Source organism: Lentibacillus daqui (assembly GCF_027186265.1).
In the GTDB taxonomy this organism is placed as follows: domain Bacteria; phylum Bacillota; class Bacilli; order Bacillales; family Amphibacillaceae; genus Lentibacillus_C; species Lentibacillus_C daqui.
In genome coordinates this window covers 2,181,048-2,198,210 of record NZ_CP114176.1, presented here as the reverse complement: position 1 = coordinate 2,198,210, position 17,163 = coordinate 2,181,048, and the positions used below count along the sequence as shown (strand labels likewise).

Below are 17,163 nucleotides of genomic sequence, written 5' to 3'. Positions count from 1 at the left end.
GCATGAAGGCGGGAGAAAGGTCAGTCCACTGAAGTTTCACTTTATTTCTTATGGAAAAATTGGTATTCTAATATGGAAGACAGGTTCATTAGAACAACCATTACGAATAGGTCCAGGGATTAAATACATAGAGGGGGTACGTTGTATGTGGGAGACAATATTTGGGATAATCTGTTTTTTAATTGTGCTACTTAATATCGGCTACTGCCTTTTTGACAATGAGTAGTGCAAGGAGTTCCTTTTCTAAAAAGAGCACTTGAACATCTTCTTAAACAGAATTGCAAAAAAAGGATGATCTCATCAAGTTCTGATCATCCTTTTCAAGTGAACTATTGGTTATGCATCTTCACCATGTCGTTTGGTAAGGTTACCTCGTTTTTTTCCATTCATCAAATGGATAAATGACAAATTCCGATTTGCCTATAATCGTATCCCTTTTGATGAATCCCAATCCATTTCTACTGTCCATACTTATAGCGCGATTGTCACCCATTACGAAATAACTGTTGTCCGGGACTTTAATGGGTCCGAAGTTGCCAGTATGATTAATGGCATCCTGACTTACAAATGTTTTGTTTAATTTTTTTCCATTAATATATAACTGGTGTTCACGCATCTCTATTGTTTCATCAGGAAGTGCAATAATTCTTTTGACATAATTTTTATTAGGACGTTTTATAATGACGATATCTCCACGTTCAGGTTCGCCGAAAAGGTAACCAATTTTACTGAAAATAACGCGCTCGCCATCCTCCAGTGTGGGAACCATGCTTTCACCTTCTACAATAGAAGTAGCAAAGACAAAGGTTCGTAGTAAAAAAGCAAGTATAATAGCAATAAAAATGGCTTTTACCCATTCAGCCCATTCCTTTTTCTTTTTTGGTTCTTTCAATGGAAACATCCTTTCTTTGTTGCACATCACTCGTTGGTCTTTTTTTCCGCTTTTTGAACACACATTTATATGTTAACATAAACATTACCCACGTAACGAGAAATAAGGCCAAGTATCTTAATCTGGGACAAGCAGGACTCGAAACATCGTCAAAATCTGCCCGGATACTGCAATAAATCATACATGAAGCACGTATTTTTTGACAAATGACTTTGATATAATTATAATTTGCTAAAAACTTGTCAATATTTGTATTACTATGCTAAAGTGGAATGGTTGGTCAAATCCACGAAGGAGGCACTTACCAGTGAATAATATGAACAAAATACTTAAAGATATTGAATTGTTACGAAAAGAAATGACCAGGGTAGCAATGCATAAAGGACTTACAAGTATTGAAGCAATAACGATCAGTCAAGAATTAGATCAATTGTTAAATCTTTATGAGAAAATGAAACAAAGGGAGAAAGTAACGTATTAACGAAAAAAGCTGCCGTAAACATTGAGCTCCCGAATAACTATGTACCTGTTTCTATCATTTCTCTACTTGCAAGAAAGAACCTTAACAAATTTGTATTTCCATTTATGTTGTAAGATGAAATCATAAAACTTATGACAGCCTCATGTAATCTTCACCCATGCAACAACATCTTCAGGCAACCATTTCCTTATGATTTTTAAATTCAAATAAACGAACTTCGTGGCGGTAATGAATATGTGGGGGAATTAAATTTTTTACCCATTAGGACGGAGTATGCAATACTAAAATTGTAACAAAAAGTTCAAACAATTTCGAACTGAAAATGTTATAATGATAGTAACGAAAAGTTAGGAGTGTACAAAAATGAGACCGAAAACACAGAATTTTGAACAACTAGTCAGTCAGAACAAACAAGAACTATTACAAGATGAAAAAAGATTGGACCAAATTGAGCTACGGTTGGAAAAGAAACAAGCGCAATTGGTTTTGGCAAAACAAAAAAACGCATGATAATATATGCCGGAAAAGAAGTAAGTGTGTGCTTCACTATTGGATGTAGTCGTTTCTAACTACTACAACAACACAAAGCCTTTTTTTCCTGTATAAAATAAAAAAACAGGTGTGACCTCTTCGTCACACCTGTTTTTTGTTACTTAAACCTGAATTATTTTACTTTTTGCTGTTGGTTTGCCGGTCGAATGGATAGCAAAGCAAGTATCGATGCGACAACGCAAATACCTGCTGTGGAAAGAAAAAGTACTTGGTGGGACAGTTTGATGATCATGGCAAATAGCGGAGGGCCCACTGCCACACCAATAAAGCGCATACTGCTATAGATCGAGCTGATCGTTCCCCGCTGTTGTTTTTCAATCCCACTTGTAATAAAGGCATCCAGACAGGGGAGGGCAAGTCCAATCCCGATGCCGCTAAACACCAAACCAATAATTAGCAGATCTGCATGTTCCGAGAAACTAATGACAAATACAGAAACAGATAATAATAAGCATCCAGAAAACGATAGCCATTTCATCAATGGTTTGTTTTCACCAATCTTCTTTCCAGTAATAAACGAAGCAATTGATAGCGCCAGTAATGGAACAGCAAGAATCAGTCCTTTGATAACGCCAGTGATATGATAATCGTCTTCCAGCAAGGTAGATAAATAAAATAATACGCCAAACAATACATACATCAAAATACAGCCAATGGCAAAAACAGCAAACAGCCAACGTCCTTTTTCCAATAAAATGCGTTTAACATTCTGGAGAAATTCACCAAATGGCATCGGCTCCTCTTGTTTATCCGGTGCTTTTAATAAAAAGAACACAAGCACTAATGAAACGGCGCTGAATACAGGAATGGCTAGCAGTGGTACATACCAGGTAATCATCCCTAATAAGGCACCAAGGATCGGACTTAAAACTTTACCAACCGTATTCGAGGTTTCGATGAGTCCCAAACTGGAACTAACTTGCTGATCATCCTTAAACATATCGCCAACCAATGGCAATACAACAGGAAAAGCCCCTGATGACCCTATTCCCTGAATGAACCGGCCAAGTAAAATCCAGTAGTAGGATTGATCAAATAACATGGCTGCAAGTCCTGCTATGAGCCCACCGATTGCAGTAAGAATAAGGCTGGGAATGATTACTTTTTTCCGACCATAGCGATCAGACAGATAGCCGGTTATCGGGATCAGGATAATGGCAATAACGGAATAAACTGTAATAATAAGACTTGATTGCAGTGAGGAAATCTTCAACTTGTCTTCCATTACTGGCAATAACGGAATTAACATGGAGTTTCCCAATGTCATTACTAATGGAACCGACGCAATGGATAACAGATCCAACTTCCTTTTCTCTTCCACGGAATTCCCCCCGGTATCATGTTTTGCTTAGTATTTTCATATGGATGAGGGAAAATACATGGGAAAAACTTTCATAATTGATTAATTGGAAAAACGGCCTTGATCTCCTTATGAATTAGTTTTGAGTTCGGATAAACCAGCTCCTCCCAAATAAACCAATGCATTCTAAACTATAACAAATAGTCTGTATGTTTACATAACATATGGTATATTACAACTTCAATTCGTCAAAACTGTTGAGAAAAGCTATCGGAATTGTTTTTTGGATAGGGGGGAGCTGTTTATGTTGATTGGAATGAAATGGATTCATTTAAACCAATTATTATCACTTGGACTAACAGAAGACCAATTGTATTTTATTATTATATTGTGCGGAATGTTTGTCAGCTATTATATTGTCCAGCCAATTGTCCATTGGTTTGTTGCCATCAATTCGACCAAAGTATTGAGTTACCTGATTGCCAGTTTGCTTGTAATGATTGGCATACTGCTATTTAGCATCCAACAAATGAACGGTGTCTTTGCTAATTTACTCAAAATAGGGTTTCAAAGCCTGGCTGTTTTTGGCTGTATTTTATTTATAGTCCGGCTCGGTGGGGCTATTCGCAATAAGGTCAAAAAAAGGAGTGTGTGATCGGATAATCATACACTCCCTCCTTTTCGTCTAAGGTGTTTTTTCTTGTACACTTAATTTTTTCTGCACTGCGGATAACCATTCAAATGCAAGTTTGTCCTGTGTTTCCGGGGATAATTGATCTGCAGGAGCAAGGTCCATAACCAATGTTTTTTCTTCATCGGTTAATTTTTCATAATGATCCTTCAGAATGTGCGTTTTGTCAGCGTAATTTCCAAGCTCATATAGGAAATTCCTTAATTCAGTTCGCATGATAACGCCTCCTTATGTAACCATTCCTTTTAAATAAGAGATTCAAACATTTTTTAAGGAAAATGGTTTTTCCCATGTTGCCCGCAGTAGAAAGGAGCATCATCAGAGTAAGATAATCCTTGCTTGTCCAGATAATCTGTTTTGTTTATCAAAAATGTCGGTGTGCTTTTCGATTGGGCCATTCCATTTGTCCAAGTGATGATTTGGTATAGTAAGAGGAAGAATACCGTTTCCTGCGGTTGGCCGATGTGACGTTTTTGGGCTTCCAGTCAATATAGCGATAGATAATCTTTTTGGCATGTGAAAGTGACATTTTTGTTCGTGGATTACGAAAGTCCTGATCGAGTGCGCCAAGATGTTTTAGCTGTTGGAAGTCTTCTTTTGCAGGGGGTATATGAAAATAGTAATCATCGACTTTAACCAATAATGTTGAATGTTGACTGCTGTACTTCGGATGGTTCGAAAAGTGAAGGCCTACTTTTACGGCTTGTTTTTCCTGTAAGAGCCGTTTGATGGCTTCCTTTTTAATATAATACAAATGCTGTGGTTCGGGGGCCGTTTTGGCATGTCTATTGATGGTATAAAGCGCTTTAGCAATATCACATAACGGGGTTGATTGATCAACCATTCTTTTTTCCCTCCTTTCATAAGCTTGTCTTTATCGTACAGGAAAGTCTGACCATTTTCAAGGGGTATCGACTAATCGGAGGCAGGCACTCGCGATTTTTAAAAAAGCACGGAGTTTAGATCCGTGCTTAATGCATACTTTTTATATCCTCAACAATTTTTTTCATATCGCCTGGTTTTCTTCCATCATAGGACTTAATCGCATTTCCTTCAGGAGAAACGAGGAAGAAGCGGGTTGTATGGGCATATTGATCGGAGTCGGGTATCTGATCAACAGGGGATTTAAACGATTTGATCGAAATTTTTTTGATCGTTTCAAAATCATATCCGGTAAGTAAATGCCAATTATCAAAATTGATTGCCCCGCGTTCTTTTGCATACTTTTTTAATGTCTCGGGTTTATCGTTGTCTGGATCAACACTAAAGGAAACCAATTGCACATCATTCAAATCAGCATCATCCAATTGCTGCTGTAATCTGGCCATATTTGCAGTCATCGGCGGACATACAGTTTCACAATTTGTAAACACAAAATCGGCAACCCAAAACTTTCCGTCCAAATCACTTTTGCTTAATTTATTATTATCCTGGTCAGTAAAGGAAAAGTCGTTCACTTTATAGGAAAAATCACCTTCATATTTTTCCCCACATGCGGATAGGAGAACCAGGATAAAAATAAGAGGTAATATCCTTGTTAAACCTTTCGTCATATCGGTACCTCCAGTAATCAAAATTGCATTTAGTTTACCATTTTTTCTTCATAAAAACTATGGATAAACTGTTACAGGTGGTTTTTACCAGTCTTGCTTATCCACCATGGTTGGTGAGACGTTATTAAACAGGTGCCTTAAGCCTTTTTTAATGTATAAATATTATATTCCGGCTTGCACAAGAAACGATAGGGGAGACGGGTTGTGCCAAGGCCTCTGCTTACATATAGCGTTAAATCACTAAATGTGTATTTTCCCTGAACATATTTTTCCGCATAAGCAGGTGTATACAGATCTCCAATGAACGGCAGTCTTACCTGTCCACCATGACTATGGCCTGAGAGTTGGATATCGACTGGATGTGTTGCAGCTGTATCGGCAAAATCCGGTTCGTGGGCAAGCAAGATAGTAAACAAATCATGATTTGCCCCATTTAATGTTTCCGTCAAATCAGGTCTTCCCAGCATTAGATCATCGATACCGGCAAGTACGATCTGATCGTCTCCTTTAGTAAGTGTAACATGATGATTTTGCAATAACTGAAAACCAGCCTGTTTCATCGTATCATTCACAATATTGGTCCCGTAGCCGCCATGGTCGTGGTTTCCGTATATCCAATACTTCCCGCTTGGGGCTGATAATGAACCTAAAATATTGGACAAATGCTGATTCCACTGATACGTATTCGGCCGATCGACAAGGTCACCCGTGAACACAATCAGGTCAGGGTTTTGTCGATTTATTTGCATGATAAGATCCTCTAATTGATCAAGCGTATATTGAAAACCAACGTGGGTATCGGAAAATTGGACAATCTTAAAATTATCAAATGCGGTCGGAATCTTAGGTGATGTAATTGTTTCACGATCGGTATCAAGCATCTTTGGTTCGATATCCCGCGCATAGTAATATGTCCCCCCGCCAATGCCGAAAATGGCCAGGATACTACCTGCCAATCTTTTTAAAAACGATCTTCTATTCATCAAGGTCAGGCCTTTCTTTCGTAAAAAATTTCCTTATGTTGACGTTTAAGTGAATCGGGAGAAGTTCCCTCTTATAATCATATGTTCAGTATCAAGTTAACTTACCAGGATTTTAACGTCTCTGGTATTATAGCACGGAAAGGTTGATAGTTTGTATGATTTTTTATGATTAACCAGATAGGAAAATTCTTTGACTTATTTGCTGTTAAAGAATAAGATGGAATGAGAGGGGATGTTAACGTTTACAAAAGGACGGGATGCCAGCTCTACTTTTCGTGCATTTTTCACAAAAAACGTGCTATCTAGGCGAAGATAACACGCGTTTTTTCAGATAACGTAATAAAATATTGAAAAAAAGTGAAAAGCTGATCCAGCGATGACGAACAAATGCCAAACTGCATGATGGTATGGAAAACTCCGCCATACGTAAAATATTGCGCCAACGGAATAAAGGATACCACCAACAAGCAATAACAGGACGCCATTTTTGTGCATGGTGGCTGTGAGCGGATTCCATACGACAACAACCATCCAACCCATTGCAATATAAAGCAGTGTGGATATAATCAGGAATTTCTTCACAAAAAATATTTTAAAAACAATCCCGAATATGGCTATCCCCCAAACGGTACTAAACAGGATCCAGCCAATTTCATTACGGAGCAGTACCAATAATATAGGGGTATAGGTTCCGGCAATAAACAGGTATATGGAAGAATGGTCGAAAATTTGAAACAGATCCTTGCATTTTCCTGTTGGCAGACTGTGAACAATCGTAGATGTTAAATACATGAGCAGCATGGTCGCGCCAAAAATAGTTACGGAAACAATTTGCCACGGACCGCCGCTTAATGATGCATACGTGATAAGCAGTACTAAACCGGCAATACTCAGCAATGCTCCAATTCCATGTGTGACTGCGTGGGCTAATTCTTCTTGCTTTGTATACGTGTGTGTCGTCATGAACTGTTCCCCAATCCATTTGTTTTTTCAGTTCTTCCCTAGTATACTACAATATGCATCTTTTATAAAATCGCCATATAAATCAAAAAAAGTTTGGGTTGTTGAGCCATAAAATGGGATAGAAACTGTTTTCACCCAAAAGGTATGGTAGACTATGTTTGTGGATAAAATTTTTTATGATTTTTTCCATGAAAAGGGGCGTAATAAATGAGCACGATTAAAGATAAACCATTATCAGAGATTGTTATTAGCGAAATTATGATTCCATCTGAAAAAGTTGCACATGTACAAATGAATAACCCATTGGAACATGCATTATTGGTGCTGGTTAAATCGGGTTATTCCGCTGTGCCTGTGTTGGACGTAAATTATAAATTAATGGGAACAATTGGAAAAACTATTATTTTAAATCAAATTTTGGGATTGGAACGATTTGAATTTGAAAAGCTTTCCGAGATGCGGGTAAACGAATTGATGAAGACAGAAATTCCGATACTAAAAAAAGACATGTCGTTTATGGATGGTTTAAACGTACTTATTAACTATCCGTTTGTTTGCGTTGCAGATGAAGAAGGTTACTTTGATGGTATTGTAACCAGAAGAGCGATCCTTAAACAGCTTAAACGTGATATTTATACTAAAAAGTAAAAAGATTATTCTCGACATGATAGAGGGAAAAAGTAGCAAAAGATGGGGAATGGTATGGAACAAAATACTAAGAAAACGGAAATGCAGAATCGTCCGCTCATCCTGGCCTCGGTTATGTTGGGGATGTTTTTGGCAGCGATCGAGGCTACGATTGTCGCTACAGCCATGCCAAGTATTGTAGCAGATCTTGGTGGCTTTTCCTTATATAGCTGGGTGTTTTCCGCCTATTTACTGACAAATGCTGCAACAGTCCTGATATTCGGCAAGTTGGCTGACATTTACGGGCGCAAACCAATTTTTAGAGCAGGGATTATTCTGTTTTTGATTGGCTCATCGCTTTCTGGATTTAGTATATCCATGACCATGTTAATCATTGCCAGATTTATTCAGGGATTTGGTGCCGGAGCCTTAATGCCGATTGCAACGACCATTGTCGGGGACATCTATAATAAACAGGAACGCGCCAAAATACAGGGCTATTTATCAAGTGTATGGGGGATATCGGCGGTGATCGGCCCTTTGTTTGGCGGTTTTTTTGTTGATGTTTTAAGCTGGCGATATGTATTTTGGATGAATATTCCACTTGGTTTGCTTGCTATGTTGGGAATCATCTTCTTTTTACATGAAGATATCAAGAAACAGAAGCGTTCCATTGATTACGCCGGAGCATTCTGGATTGTTTTAGCTGTGAGTACCTTGATGTTTATACTTGTGGAAGGCGGGATCGGTATTTCCTGGACATCATTAATCATGGGTGGGTTGGTTGCGCTGTCACTGATCGGCTTCTTCTGTTTCATTTTACAGGAACGGCGGGCAGCTGATCCGATGATGCCATTTGCAATTTGGAAATACCGGATTGTTCGTACAGCCAACATCACCTCACTAACTACCGGAATGATTATGATCGGTGTGTCGAGCTATCTGCCTGCCTTTGTGCAAGGGGTAATGGGAGAATCGGCTACGGTTGCAGGGTTCACCCTGACAACGATGTCCATTGGCTGGCCGATTGCTTCAACCATTGCCGGGAGACTGCTGCTGATTATTGGTTATCGTAATACGTCATTGCTTGGTGCAGTCTCTTTGATTATCGGCGGAATGATCTTTTTTATGTTGTCCCCTGAACGAGGGCCGTTTTGGGCAGGGACTGGCTCGTTTTTTATCGGAATTGGGATGGGTATGACCAATACCGCTTTTATCGTTGCGATCCAAAGTACGGTTGACTGGCAAACAAGAGGAATTGCAACTGCGGCTAATATGTTTATGCGTACATTGGGCAGTGCATTAGGTGCTGCACTATTGGGCGGTGTATTAAATGGGCAAATGAAATCATATATCGAACAAGCGGGACTTGGTGACCATTTTTCGGTAAACGCTGTAAACAGTTTGCTTGATCCCCATTTAAATACATCAATGCCAGCAGGTACCAGGGAAATTTTACAAGATGGATTAACAACCGGTTTACATATGGTTTATATTGGATTACTGGTTTTGGCGATAGTGAGTTTATTAATCATTTGTTTTATGCCGAAAAAGACGGAGGAAGAGTAACGCATATATTAGCTATTTGTCGGGAAACCTATGGAAGATATTTTCCATAGAGGAGGCAATATATATGGCGCGAATCGGTGTGGAGCAGTCATTAACCGATGTCAAAGAAGCACTAATGGAAAAGGGGTATGAAGTCGTTGATTTAAAAACAAACGATGATGTAGCCCATTGCGATTGCTGTGTGATTACAGGCCAGGATGAGAACGTCATGGGGATGCAAACGACCAGTACTGCCGGAGCGGTTATTGATGCTCGTGGGTACAATGCAGAAGATATTTGCCAGATGGTTGAACAAAAACTAAATGAGATGGAATAAAGAGAAACTCCATTCAGTGGGGGTATTTACCGCTCACTGAATGGAGTTTATTATTGTTGTTCCGCAATATTTAATTGTTGTGGGAACGGGACTTGAAGGTTTGCCTGATCAAATTCTTCCTTGATTCGTTTAAGCATATCCCGTTCACAACCCCACTGCATGCCGTTTTCTGTCATACCTTCGACACGCAACACCAGATTATTTGGATCCAGACTTTGTACACCGAGAACGTCAGGCCCTTCTTTAAAACGTTCATCCGTCGCGAACTCTGTACAAATTTTCTCCAATACTGTGAGTACTTCATGCAAATTTTCATTGTATTTTACCGTTAAATAAACAAGGGCTCGCATGTTGCCTCGTGAATGATTGGCCACTCCGACAATTTCTCTGTTCGGGACAAAATACAGTGTACCATCAAAATCACGAATTTTGGTGGTGCGTAATCCCACTTCTTCCACGATCCCGTCGTATCCGCCTGCAGTAACATAATCATCAATTTCGATTTGCCGTTCCAATAAGATGAAAAACCCGGTAACAATATCACTAACCAGTCCCTGAGCACCAAAACCAACGGCCAACCCAATGATACCAGCACCGGCAAGCAATGGTCCGATCGGAATGTTAAAGATAGCAAATAACATAACGATAAACACAAAAATCATCGCGTATCCGAACACATTCATCAATAGTTTTTCCAGTGTTTTGACTCGGCCAGGTGATATTTTCTCATTATTTCCAGCCTTTTTCAGTGTCTTGGAAATGATTTTTTTCCCGATTGGAACAAAAATAAAATAAGCAAGAATTAATAATACAAGCTTAATGACAATCGGTACAAGCATGCTTAAAATACCGCTGACATCCAGATTGAGTCCATGCTCAAAAATATTCATATGTAGTCTCCTTTCAACTGTTTGCTTTATCAGGTATATCCTGCACTTCCTCTGTATGAAGAGGATGTGTTCCAACACAGATTATTCCCTAATCCTGTTTTCATGAAACATGAAATGTGTCGAAAAAAATGGTTAAATGATAATAAAAATGGTTATGATGATAATGTGTATCAAACAATGTTGAGATGCCTTGATTAAATGTGTCCATTAAATGACAAGTTGTTATCTGGTTTAGAATGATTCTTATTAAATATTGACTTCCAATCTGGGATTCACTATAATTTATTTCGGATCGAACGATAAATGGAGGGATTACATATGTCAGAAAGAATGGTTGGTAAACAAGCACCACGTTTTGAAATGGATGCTGTTATGCCTAATAAAGAATTTGGTAAAGTAAACTTGGAAGAAATCATGAAAGAAGATAAATGGACTGTATTATTCTTCTACCCGGAAGATTTCACATTCGTATGTCCAACAGAAATCACGGCAATGTCTGATCGTTATGATGAATTTGAAGATCTTGATGCGGAAGTTATTGGCGTGTCATGCGATACGATCCACACACACAAAGCATGGATCAATACATCTCGTGATGACAATGGTTTAGGTGAATTACAATACCCATTGGCTGCAGACCATAATCATCAGGTTGCAAGAGATTATGGTGTGTTAATTGAAGAAGAAGGTGTTGCATTGCGCGGCTTGTTCATCATCAATCCAGAAGGTGAATTGCAATATCAAACTGTTTTCCATAACAATATCGGCCGTGATGTGGATGAAACACTTCGCGTACTGCAAGCACTGCAAACTGGTGGTCTTTGCCCGGCTAACTGGAAGCCAGGCCAGGCAACACTGTAAAATAATCGTGAGAACAATGGAGCGTTCAAGTTTCAGTTTGCTGAGACCGTTCGCTCCAAGTTTTATGAGTCCATCGGTTATACACCAATAGCTTTTTCATGCATAATATTGTAACGAAATAACAGTCGGATCCAGTAAGGGAGGACATCAACATGAAATTACGAGACCAGATGCCGGAACTCGAAGGCGCGACAACATGGTTTAATAGTGATCCGATCCAAAAAGACGAGCTGATTGGCAATAAACCAACATTGATTCACTTTTGGTCGGTGAGTTGCGGATTATGTAAGGAAGCAATGCCAAACGTGAATGAGTTTAGGGATGAATATAAAGATGACCTGAACGTTATTGCTGTTCATATGCCACGCTCAGAAAAGGACTTGGATCTCGATCAAATCAAAGAAGTAGCGGATGAGCATCACATTACCCAGCCGATTTTCGTGGATAATGAACATAAATTAACCGATGCCTTTGAAAACCAATATGTACCAGCTTATTATGTGTTCGATGAGGAAGGAAAGCTGCGTCACTTCCAGGCTGGTGGTGGCGGCATGAAAATGTTGCGTAAACGGGTTAACCGGGTATTGGGTAATACCGAGAAGAAATAAGCTAGTAACATATTTTAACGAAAAGAACCGTATCACGTTTGGTACGGTTCTTTTTCATGCATGAAAGTTCTGGTTTCCAAACATCGAAAAAGGAAAAAATAATCGTAATCTAATGCAATCTGTTGTAAGATAAATAAGAGTAAGGAATGGATGATGGAGGATAAAAGATGAAACGTGACTTTGCAGTTATCGGGCTTGGCCGGTTTGGCGGAAGTATTTGTCGGGAACTCAGCATGGAGGGAATGGAAGTACTGGCCATTGATATTGACGAAGATCGGGTGAATGAGTTTAAGAATATTGCTTCCCATGCGGTTATTGCTGACTCTACTGATGAAGAGGCATTAAAGGATTTGGGAATTAAAAATATTGATCATGTGATTGTGGCAATCGGGGATAATATTCAGGCAAGTATCCTGACAACGGTTGTTCTCACTGATTTTGATATTAAAAAAATTACAGTTAAAGCGCAAAATGATTACCATGAAAAGATTTTAAATAAAATCGGTGCCGATCAGGTTGTCCATCCGGAGCGTGACATGGGAAAACGAATTGCCCATCATATTATTTCCAACAATATTCTTGATTATCTGGAACTATCCGATGATCATAGCATTGTGGAGGTCAAGGTTGGCTCCAAAATGCTGGGCAAGTCACTTATCGACCTGGATATTCGCGCCAACTATGGCTGTAACGTTGTCGCGATTAAAAAGGGGAAAGAGATTAATGTTTCACCCCGGGCCGAGGATAAATTGGAATCTGATGATATTTTGATTGTTATCGGCGCCGATAATGATCTGTCCCGCTTCGAAAAACACCTGGTGACGGAGGAAGATGAAAAACCTTATAAAAGATAATAAATAGGGATGCCAATATGTTTAGTACATAATGACATCCCTCTTTGATTTTAGGTCCTGATTTTTCGATAAATCTTTATTTGTCCCCGTCTTCGTGCCTATACCTCCATAATAATTGGCAAAATCATTGGGCGGCGTTTGGTTTTATCATAAAGGAACGGTGCGATCGTGTCGGTTATTTCATTTTTAATTTCAGACCACTGTGTTGTTTTCCTTTCCATCACTTTTTCCAAATGGATGGAAACCAGTTTTTGCGCCTCATTAATCAGATCTTCTGATTCCCGCATGTAGACAAATCCGCGAGAAATAATGTCCGGGCCGGATGAAATCTTGAATTCCTTCATATTAATACTGACGACAACAATGACAAGTCCTTCCTCGGAAAGAATGCGTCGATCTCGCAATACAATGTTGCCAATGTCACCAATTCCGCTACCATCAATATAGATCGAGCCAGAAGGAATTTTGCCGGCAACCGTTGCTTTGTCTCTCCCTAATGCCAAAACATCACCATTATCCATCAGGAAGATGTTGGCAGGATTGATGCCACAGTCGATAGCGAGTTTGGAATGTTCTTTTTGCATACGAAATTCACCGTGAATCGGCATGAAATATTTCGGTTTGATAAGGCGCAGCATCAGTTTCTGCTCCTCTTGGCTTCCATGGCCGGATGTATGAATATTATTAAGCTTTCCATGGATAACTTCTGCACCTGCACGAGATAATTTGTCAATGGTTCGGCTTACACTAATAGTATTTCCGGGGATTGGAGACGACGAAAATACAACCGTATCACCAGGAATGATTTGGATTTGTCGATGTGTACCATTGGCAATCCGCGATAATGCAGCCATCGTTTCACCTTGTGAACCAGTACATAGAATCGTCACTTCATTGGCTGGAAGTCGGTTAATTTGATTGGCGTCGACAAATATATCTTTCGGTGCACTTATATAACCCAATTCTTGTCCAATTGTAATGGCAGATTCCATACTTCGTCCAAACACAGCTATTTTTCGGTTATGCTTTATTGCGCCTTCTACTACTTGTTGTAGACGATAAATATTTGATGCAAAAGTTGCGAATATTAACCGTCCTTCCGTCTTATCAAAGATATCATTGATCGTTTCGCCAACAATGCGCTCTGACATGGTAAATCCGGGAACTTCACTATTTGTACTGTCGGAAAGTAAGCATAGAACACCTTCACTGCCAATTTCGGCCATTTTTGCCAAATTGGCTGGTTCGCCAACAGGGGTGAAATCAAACTTAAAGTCACCGGTGTGGACAATATTGCCTGAAGGTGTTTTGATCACTACACCATATGAATCAGGAATACTATGTGTGGTTCGGAAAAAAGAGACAGATGTTTTGCGGAATTTGATCACATCATCTTCCCCGATAGTATTTAGTTTCGCGTTTCTTAATAGACCATGCTCGTCTAATTTGTTTCTGATTAAACCGATCGCAAGTTTTCCGGCGTAAATTGGCACATTTAATTCACGTAATAGAAAGGGAATTCCGCCAATATGATCTTCATGACCATGGGTTATGAATAATCCCTTGATTTTGTCTTGATTTTGGACGATATAGGTGTAATCGGGAATAACATAATCAATTCCAAGTAATTCATCCTCAGGGAATTTAATCCCCGCATCTATCAGAATAATTTCATCCTGGAATTGTACACCATATGTGTTCTTTCCGATTTCACCCAGCCCGCCCAAGGCAAATACTGCTGTCTGATCATTTTTAACAAATTTCATCGCTTAGACGGTCTCCAACGTAAAATCTTCGGATTGCTTTTCGTATTCTAAATGTGCATCATCCATAGGTTGGATGTGTTCGATATTAATATTGCGATCAGTTAGTTTTTGCCGTGTCTGGCGTTCGTTATCCGCTTCGATATATAATGTTTTTGTTCGTTCCCTGACAGGGATTTCAGTAACATCTTCTTGATAAAAGACTTTAAAAATCATTTCATCTCTCCTAACAATTTCTATTTTTATTTCCATTCTCAACGAGAGCTGGCAATAGAAAAAACAGCAGACCATTACAAAGCGTAATAAGAGGAATTTCAATAGTCCGTAAAAAGGCCTTCGATATAAGGATCTTTGAGAGGATGTTCAAAAAGTCCGGTAAAAATGACGCTTCGAATTTCGTCGTTGGCTTGCTTTTCCACCCCTCATGTACCTTCTATGTACACTCCGGTGCTCAAAGCTACGCCGCCTAGAACTTCTCGGTTCTTTTTATCCTCCTTTTTGAACACACACTTTGACCAAGTACTTAGATCCTTTTTATCCCCGTTTTAACGCTTATTAATAGCAAGCAAGGGTTTATTCGATTGTCTGCTCCATTTTTATTTAATTCCGCAGCATGGTTGATTCAATATGGTCTAACTAATTTTAATTCATAATCATACATTATTTTCCGACTAGAGCGCTGTTGTTTTGGTTTCGATTGGTTCCATCATTGGTAGTCTTCTTCACAAGTAGTAGGTACACGTCCACGGCCTAAAAAATCCTTCAAGCGTTTTTTTAGCTTCTCTTTTAGGCGTTTCAACATGGTACGTTGCATCTCCTTTCCAAAACTCAAGAAAAGCAAAACATATTCAACCGATCCAATCCCTCTTAGTTATAGTATAGTACGGTTTGCCAGATAATGAAATAAAAACACGCTATTTTATGTGAAAAAGTTTCCTTCAGGTCAGTTATGAAGTTCAACGATACATGTCTTGTACCTATTTTTTGCTAAAAATATTTTTTTATACTGGGTAAACGTTAAATGGGAAGAAAGACATGGTTTGAGTGAATGAATTAATGGAGGGTAAAAGGAACTCCCTCTCGCGATAAGAGTCCCTCTAATCTACAGGCTTTGCATTTTCCGGCTTGGCAAATGGATTTTCTTTGTTGATATGGTCATAAAACATAATGCCATTCAAATGATCAATCTCATGTTGGAAAACAATTGCTGCGTAGTCACGTAAGCGAAGTTTTATTTCCTTACCATTAAGATCAGTGGCTTTTAATGTAATACGTGCATATCTCGGTACATATCCCTCTACATTACGATCGACGGAAAGACATCCTTCCCCAATGGTTAAATATGCCTTTTCCACCGAATGACTGACAATTTTTGGGTTGTATAATCCGTACGTATACCATTTTCCTTTATTGTCTTCAAAATGAAGGGCGATCATTCGCTTGTTTATTCCAAGCTGTGGAGCAGCCAGGCCGACACCAGGACGCAAATCATATTTTGTGCAAACTTTTTCGTCTTGACTATTCTTAAGAAACTCAAGCATTTCCTCCAATATTTTATGTTCCTGTTCGGATGCTGGCAGGTCAACTTCCTCGGAAACTTTACGTAAAGCTGGATGACCTTCTCTTACTATATCTTTCATGGTTAACATGATATGACACTCCTCATTTGCATAATCATTAGTTCACAATATCAATATGCTATTTTATCATATCCGGGCATATTTGGTCATACATTTGCTGCAGACAAGGACGAGTCCCGGCACGAAGGAATAAGAAAAGACAAAAAACGAGCTTCATGAAGTGCAGCTCGTCTTATTTTTCAGTATAACACATTGATACAGTTTTTATCTGTTTCTATAACAGTTATATTCTTTGATGGTTGTCCAAAACAGCAAAACAACAATAAATTATTTGAAATAAGAACAAAGTGATTGACCGTATAGAGTAAATGAGCTACACTCTAACTAGATTGATGATTGTACCAATTATTCTTGAACAAATAATATAACAGTCCATGGATGGATGGTTGGTGATTAATAAAATAAAAATATGGGAACAAGAATAAAAGTGGAAAAGTGAGTTCAAAAGAGGAAGTAGGACAAAGATCGGTTAAGGTTTCAGGCAACTGTTATCATGTCGACACGAATATCAATAAATCTTTGTGTCATATGAACCGGACTTTTTGAACAACCTTTAAAAATGGTACAGATTTTTTCCCAATTCGGGAAGAATACTTATGAAAATATTAAATGGTATAAAG

The 17,163-nt window shown here is 38.9% G+C and carries 20 protein-coding genes; 9 read left to right on the top strand and 11 right to left on the bottom strand.

The features are described 5' to 3' along the window. Positions 1 to 367: 367 nt before the first annotated feature. The gene (gene lepB, locus O2S85_RS11180; protein WP_439649394.1) at positions 368 to 892 is read right to left on the bottom strand and encodes a signal peptidase I; all 525 of its coding nucleotides are present in this window, start codon (positions 890 to 892) and stop codon (positions 368 to 370) included. Positions 893 to 1,208: 316 nt separating this feature from the next. Between lepB and O2S85_RS11175 the strand changes: the two genes are divergently transcribed. Both O2S85_RS11175 and O2S85_RS11170 read left to right on the top strand, forming a co-directional pair. Then, positions 1,209 to 1,373, top strand: a complete 165-nt coding sequence (locus tag O2S85_RS11175) for an aspartyl-phosphate phosphatase Spo0E family protein (protein ID WP_269412559.1) — start codon at positions 1,209 to 1,211, stop codon at positions 1,371 to 1,373. A 363-nt stretch (positions 1,374 to 1,736) separates the two neighbouring features. Then, entirely contained in the window at positions 1,737 to 1,883 is a 147-nt protein-coding gene (locus tag O2S85_RS11170) for an FbpB family small basic protein (protein ID WP_269409420.1), read from the top strand. Positions 1,884 to 2,037: 154 nt separating this feature from the next. Here the strand turns inward: O2S85_RS11170 and bcbE are convergent, their stop codons facing one another. Then, positions 2,038 to 3,246, bottom strand: a complete 1,209-nt coding sequence (gene bcbE / locus O2S85_RS11165; RefSeq protein WP_269409419.1) for a bacillibactin exporter BcbE — start codon at positions 3,244 to 3,246, stop codon at positions 2,038 to 2,040. Between the two features lie 283 nt (positions 3,247 to 3,529). Between bcbE and O2S85_RS11160 the strand changes: the two genes are divergently transcribed. Then, positions 3,530 to 3,880, top strand: a complete 351-nt coding sequence (locus O2S85_RS11160; protein WP_269409418.1) for a hypothetical protein — start codon at positions 3,530 to 3,532, stop codon at positions 3,878 to 3,880. 30 nt (positions 3,881 to 3,910) lie between these two features. Here the strand turns inward: O2S85_RS11160 and O2S85_RS11155 are convergent, their stop codons facing one another. From O2S85_RS11155 to trhA, 5 genes are all read right to left on the bottom strand, one after another. Further along, positions 3,911 to 4,132, bottom strand: a complete 222-nt coding sequence (locus O2S85_RS11155; protein WP_269409417.1) for a hypothetical protein — start codon at positions 4,130 to 4,132, stop codon at positions 3,911 to 3,913. Between the two features lie 148 nt (positions 4,133 to 4,280). Continuing rightward, positions 4,281 to 4,760: a YkyB family protein gene (locus tag O2S85_RS11150; RefSeq protein ID WP_269409416.1), complete on the bottom strand. Its 480-nt coding sequence runs from the start codon at positions 4,758 to 4,760 to the stop codon at positions 4,281 to 4,283. Between the two features lie 127 nt (positions 4,761 to 4,887). Further along, positions 4,888 to 5,469 carry an SCO family protein gene (locus O2S85_RS11145; protein ID WP_269409415.1) on the bottom strand — a complete coding sequence of 194 codons (582 nt, stop codon included), beginning with the start codon at positions 5,467 to 5,469 and terminating at the stop codon, positions 4,888 to 4,890. 137 nt (positions 5,470 to 5,606) lie between these two features. Continuing rightward, positions 5,607 to 6,452, bottom strand: a complete 846-nt coding sequence (locus O2S85_RS11140; RefSeq protein WP_269409414.1) for a metallophosphoesterase — start codon at positions 6,450 to 6,452, stop codon at positions 5,607 to 5,609. A gap of 327 nt (positions 6,453 to 6,779) precedes the next feature. After that, positions 6,780 to 7,415 carry a PAQR family membrane homeostasis protein TrhA gene (gene trhA, locus O2S85_RS11135; protein WP_269409413.1) on the bottom strand — a complete coding sequence of 212 codons (636 nt, stop codon included), beginning with the start codon at positions 7,413 to 7,415 and terminating at the stop codon, positions 6,780 to 6,782. A 207-nt stretch (positions 7,416 to 7,622) separates the two neighbouring features. Between trhA and cbpB the strand changes: the two genes are divergently transcribed. The 3 genes from cbpB (at position 7,623) to O2S85_RS11120 (ending at position 9,927) form a co-directional block, all read left to right on the top strand. Beyond that, entirely contained in the window at positions 7,623 to 8,063 is a 441-nt protein-coding gene (cbpB, locus tag O2S85_RS11130) for a cyclic-di-AMP-binding protein CbpB (RefSeq protein WP_269409412.1), read from the top strand. A 54-nt stretch (positions 8,064 to 8,117) separates the two neighbouring features. Next, the gene (locus O2S85_RS11125) at positions 8,118 to 9,611 is read left to right on the top strand and encodes an MDR family MFS transporter (RefSeq protein ID WP_269409411.1); all 1,494 of its coding nucleotides are present in this window, start codon (positions 8,118 to 8,120) and stop codon (positions 9,609 to 9,611) included. A gap of 64 nt (positions 9,612 to 9,675) precedes the next feature. Further along, on the top strand, positions 9,676 to 9,927 hold the full coding sequence (locus O2S85_RS11120) for a YkuS family protein (protein ID WP_269409410.1): 252 nt from the start codon (positions 9,676 to 9,678) through the stop codon (positions 9,925 to 9,927). Positions 9,928 to 9,977: 50 nt separating this feature from the next. Here O2S85_RS11120 and O2S85_RS11115 read toward each other — a convergent pair whose 3' ends face one another. Then, positions 9,978 to 10,817 (bottom strand): mechanosensitive ion channel family protein, encoded by an 840-nt coding sequence (locus tag O2S85_RS11115; protein ID WP_269409409.1) that lies wholly within the window; start codon positions 10,815 to 10,817, stop codon positions 9,978 to 9,980. A gap of 318 nt (positions 10,818 to 11,135) precedes the next feature. Here O2S85_RS11115 and O2S85_RS11110 point away from each other — a divergent pair, with 318 nt between their 5' ends. The 3 genes from O2S85_RS11110 (at position 11,136) to O2S85_RS11100 (ending at position 13,140) form a co-directional block, all read left to right on the top strand. Continuing rightward, a complete protein-coding gene (locus O2S85_RS11110; protein ID WP_269409408.1) occupies positions 11,136 to 11,678 on the top strand; it encodes a peroxiredoxin in 543 nt (180 codons plus the stop codon). Between the two features lie 152 nt (positions 11,679 to 11,830). Next, positions 11,831 to 12,286 carry a TlpA family protein disulfide reductase gene (locus O2S85_RS11105; RefSeq protein ID WP_269409407.1) on the top strand — a complete coding sequence of 152 codons (456 nt, stop codon included), beginning with the start codon at positions 11,831 to 11,833 and terminating at the stop codon, positions 12,284 to 12,286. 167 nt (positions 12,287 to 12,453) lie between these two features. After that, the gene (locus O2S85_RS11100) at positions 12,454 to 13,140 is read left to right on the top strand and encodes a potassium channel family protein (protein WP_269409406.1); all 687 of its coding nucleotides are present in this window, start codon (positions 12,454 to 12,456) and stop codon (positions 13,138 to 13,140) included. 98 nt (positions 13,141 to 13,238) lie between these two features. Here O2S85_RS11100 and rnjA read toward each other — a convergent pair whose 3' ends face one another. The 3 genes from rnjA to def all read right to left on the bottom strand — a co-directional run bounded on the left by rnjA (position 13,239) and on the right by def (position 16,552). Beyond that, the gene (gene rnjA, locus O2S85_RS11095) at positions 13,239 to 14,906 is read right to left on the bottom strand and encodes a ribonuclease J1 (protein WP_269409405.1); all 1,668 of its coding nucleotides are present in this window, start codon (positions 14,904 to 14,906) and stop codon (positions 13,239 to 13,241) included. 3 nt (positions 14,907 to 14,909) lie between these two features. Further along, on the bottom strand, positions 14,910 to 15,119 hold the full coding sequence (locus O2S85_RS11090) for a DNA-dependent RNA polymerase subunit epsilon (protein WP_269409404.1): 210 nt from the start codon (positions 15,117 to 15,119) through the stop codon (positions 14,910 to 14,912). Positions 15,120 to 16,000: 881 nt separating this feature from the next. Beyond that, positions 16,001 to 16,552 (bottom strand): peptide deformylase, encoded by a 552-nt coding sequence (def, locus tag O2S85_RS11085; protein WP_269409403.1) that lies wholly within the window; start codon positions 16,550 to 16,552, stop codon positions 16,001 to 16,003. Positions 16,553 to 17,163: the final 611 nt, after the last annotated feature.

Excerpts from the sequence above, each read along its gene's own strand:
- O2S85_RS11175 (WP_269412559.1), top strand. The coding sequence starts at position 1,209 with ATGAACAAAATACTTAAAGATATTGAATTGTTACGAAAAGAAATGACC.
- O2S85_RS11170 (WP_269409420.1), top strand. The coding sequence starts at position 1,737 with ATGAGACCGAAAACACAGAATTTTGAACAACTAGTCAGTCAGAACAAA.
- O2S85_RS11160 (WP_269409418.1), top strand. The coding sequence starts at position 3,530 with ATGTTGATTGGAATGAAATGGATTCATTTAAACCAATTATTATCACTT.
- O2S85_RS11155 (WP_269409417.1), bottom strand. The coding sequence starts at position 4,132 with ATGCGAACTGAATTAAGGAATTTCCTATATGAGCTTGGAAATTACGCT.
- O2S85_RS11150 (WP_269409416.1), bottom strand. The coding sequence starts at position 4,760 with ATGGTTGATCAATCAACCCCGTTATGTGATATTGCTAAAGCGCTTTAT.
- O2S85_RS11145 (WP_269409415.1), bottom strand. The coding sequence starts at position 5,469 with ATGACGAAAGGTTTAACAAGGATATTACCTCTTATTTTTATCCTGGTT.
- O2S85_RS11140 (WP_269409414.1), bottom strand. The coding sequence starts at position 6,452 with ATGAATAGAAGATCGTTTTTAAAAAGATTGGCAGGTAGTATCCTGGCC.
- trhA (WP_269409413.1), bottom strand. The coding sequence starts at position 7,415 with ATGACGACACACACGTATACAAAGCAAGAAGAATTAGCCCACGCAGTC.
- cbpB (WP_269409412.1), top strand. The coding sequence starts at position 7,623 with ATGAGCACGATTAAAGATAAACCATTATCAGAGATTGTTATTAGCGAA.
- O2S85_RS11125 (WP_269409411.1), top strand. The coding sequence starts at position 8,118 with ATGGAACAAAATACTAAGAAAACGGAAATGCAGAATCGTCCGCTCATC.
- O2S85_RS11120 (WP_269409410.1), top strand. The coding sequence starts at position 9,676 with ATGGCGCGAATCGGTGTGGAGCAGTCATTAACCGATGTCAAAGAAGCA.
- O2S85_RS11115 (WP_269409409.1), bottom strand. The coding sequence starts at position 10,817 with ATGAATATTTTTGAGCATGGACTCAATCTGGATGTCAGCGGTATTTTA.
- O2S85_RS11110 (WP_269409408.1), top strand. The coding sequence starts at position 11,136 with ATGTCAGAAAGAATGGTTGGTAAACAAGCACCACGTTTTGAAATGGAT.
- O2S85_RS11105 (WP_269409407.1), top strand. The coding sequence starts at position 11,831 with ATGAAATTACGAGACCAGATGCCGGAACTCGAAGGCGCGACAACATGG.
- O2S85_RS11100 (WP_269409406.1), top strand. The coding sequence starts at position 12,454 with ATGAAACGTGACTTTGCAGTTATCGGGCTTGGCCGGTTTGGCGGAAGT.
- rnjA (WP_269409405.1), bottom strand. The coding sequence starts at position 14,906 with ATGAAATTTGTTAAAAATGATCAGACAGCAGTATTTGCCTTGGGCGGG.
- O2S85_RS11090 (WP_269409404.1), bottom strand. The coding sequence starts at position 15,119 with ATGATTTTTAAAGTCTTTTATCAAGAAGATGTTACTGAAATCCCTGTC.
- def (WP_269409403.1), bottom strand. The coding sequence starts at position 16,552 with ATGTTAACCATGAAAGATATAGTAAGAGAAGGTCATCCAGCTTTACGT.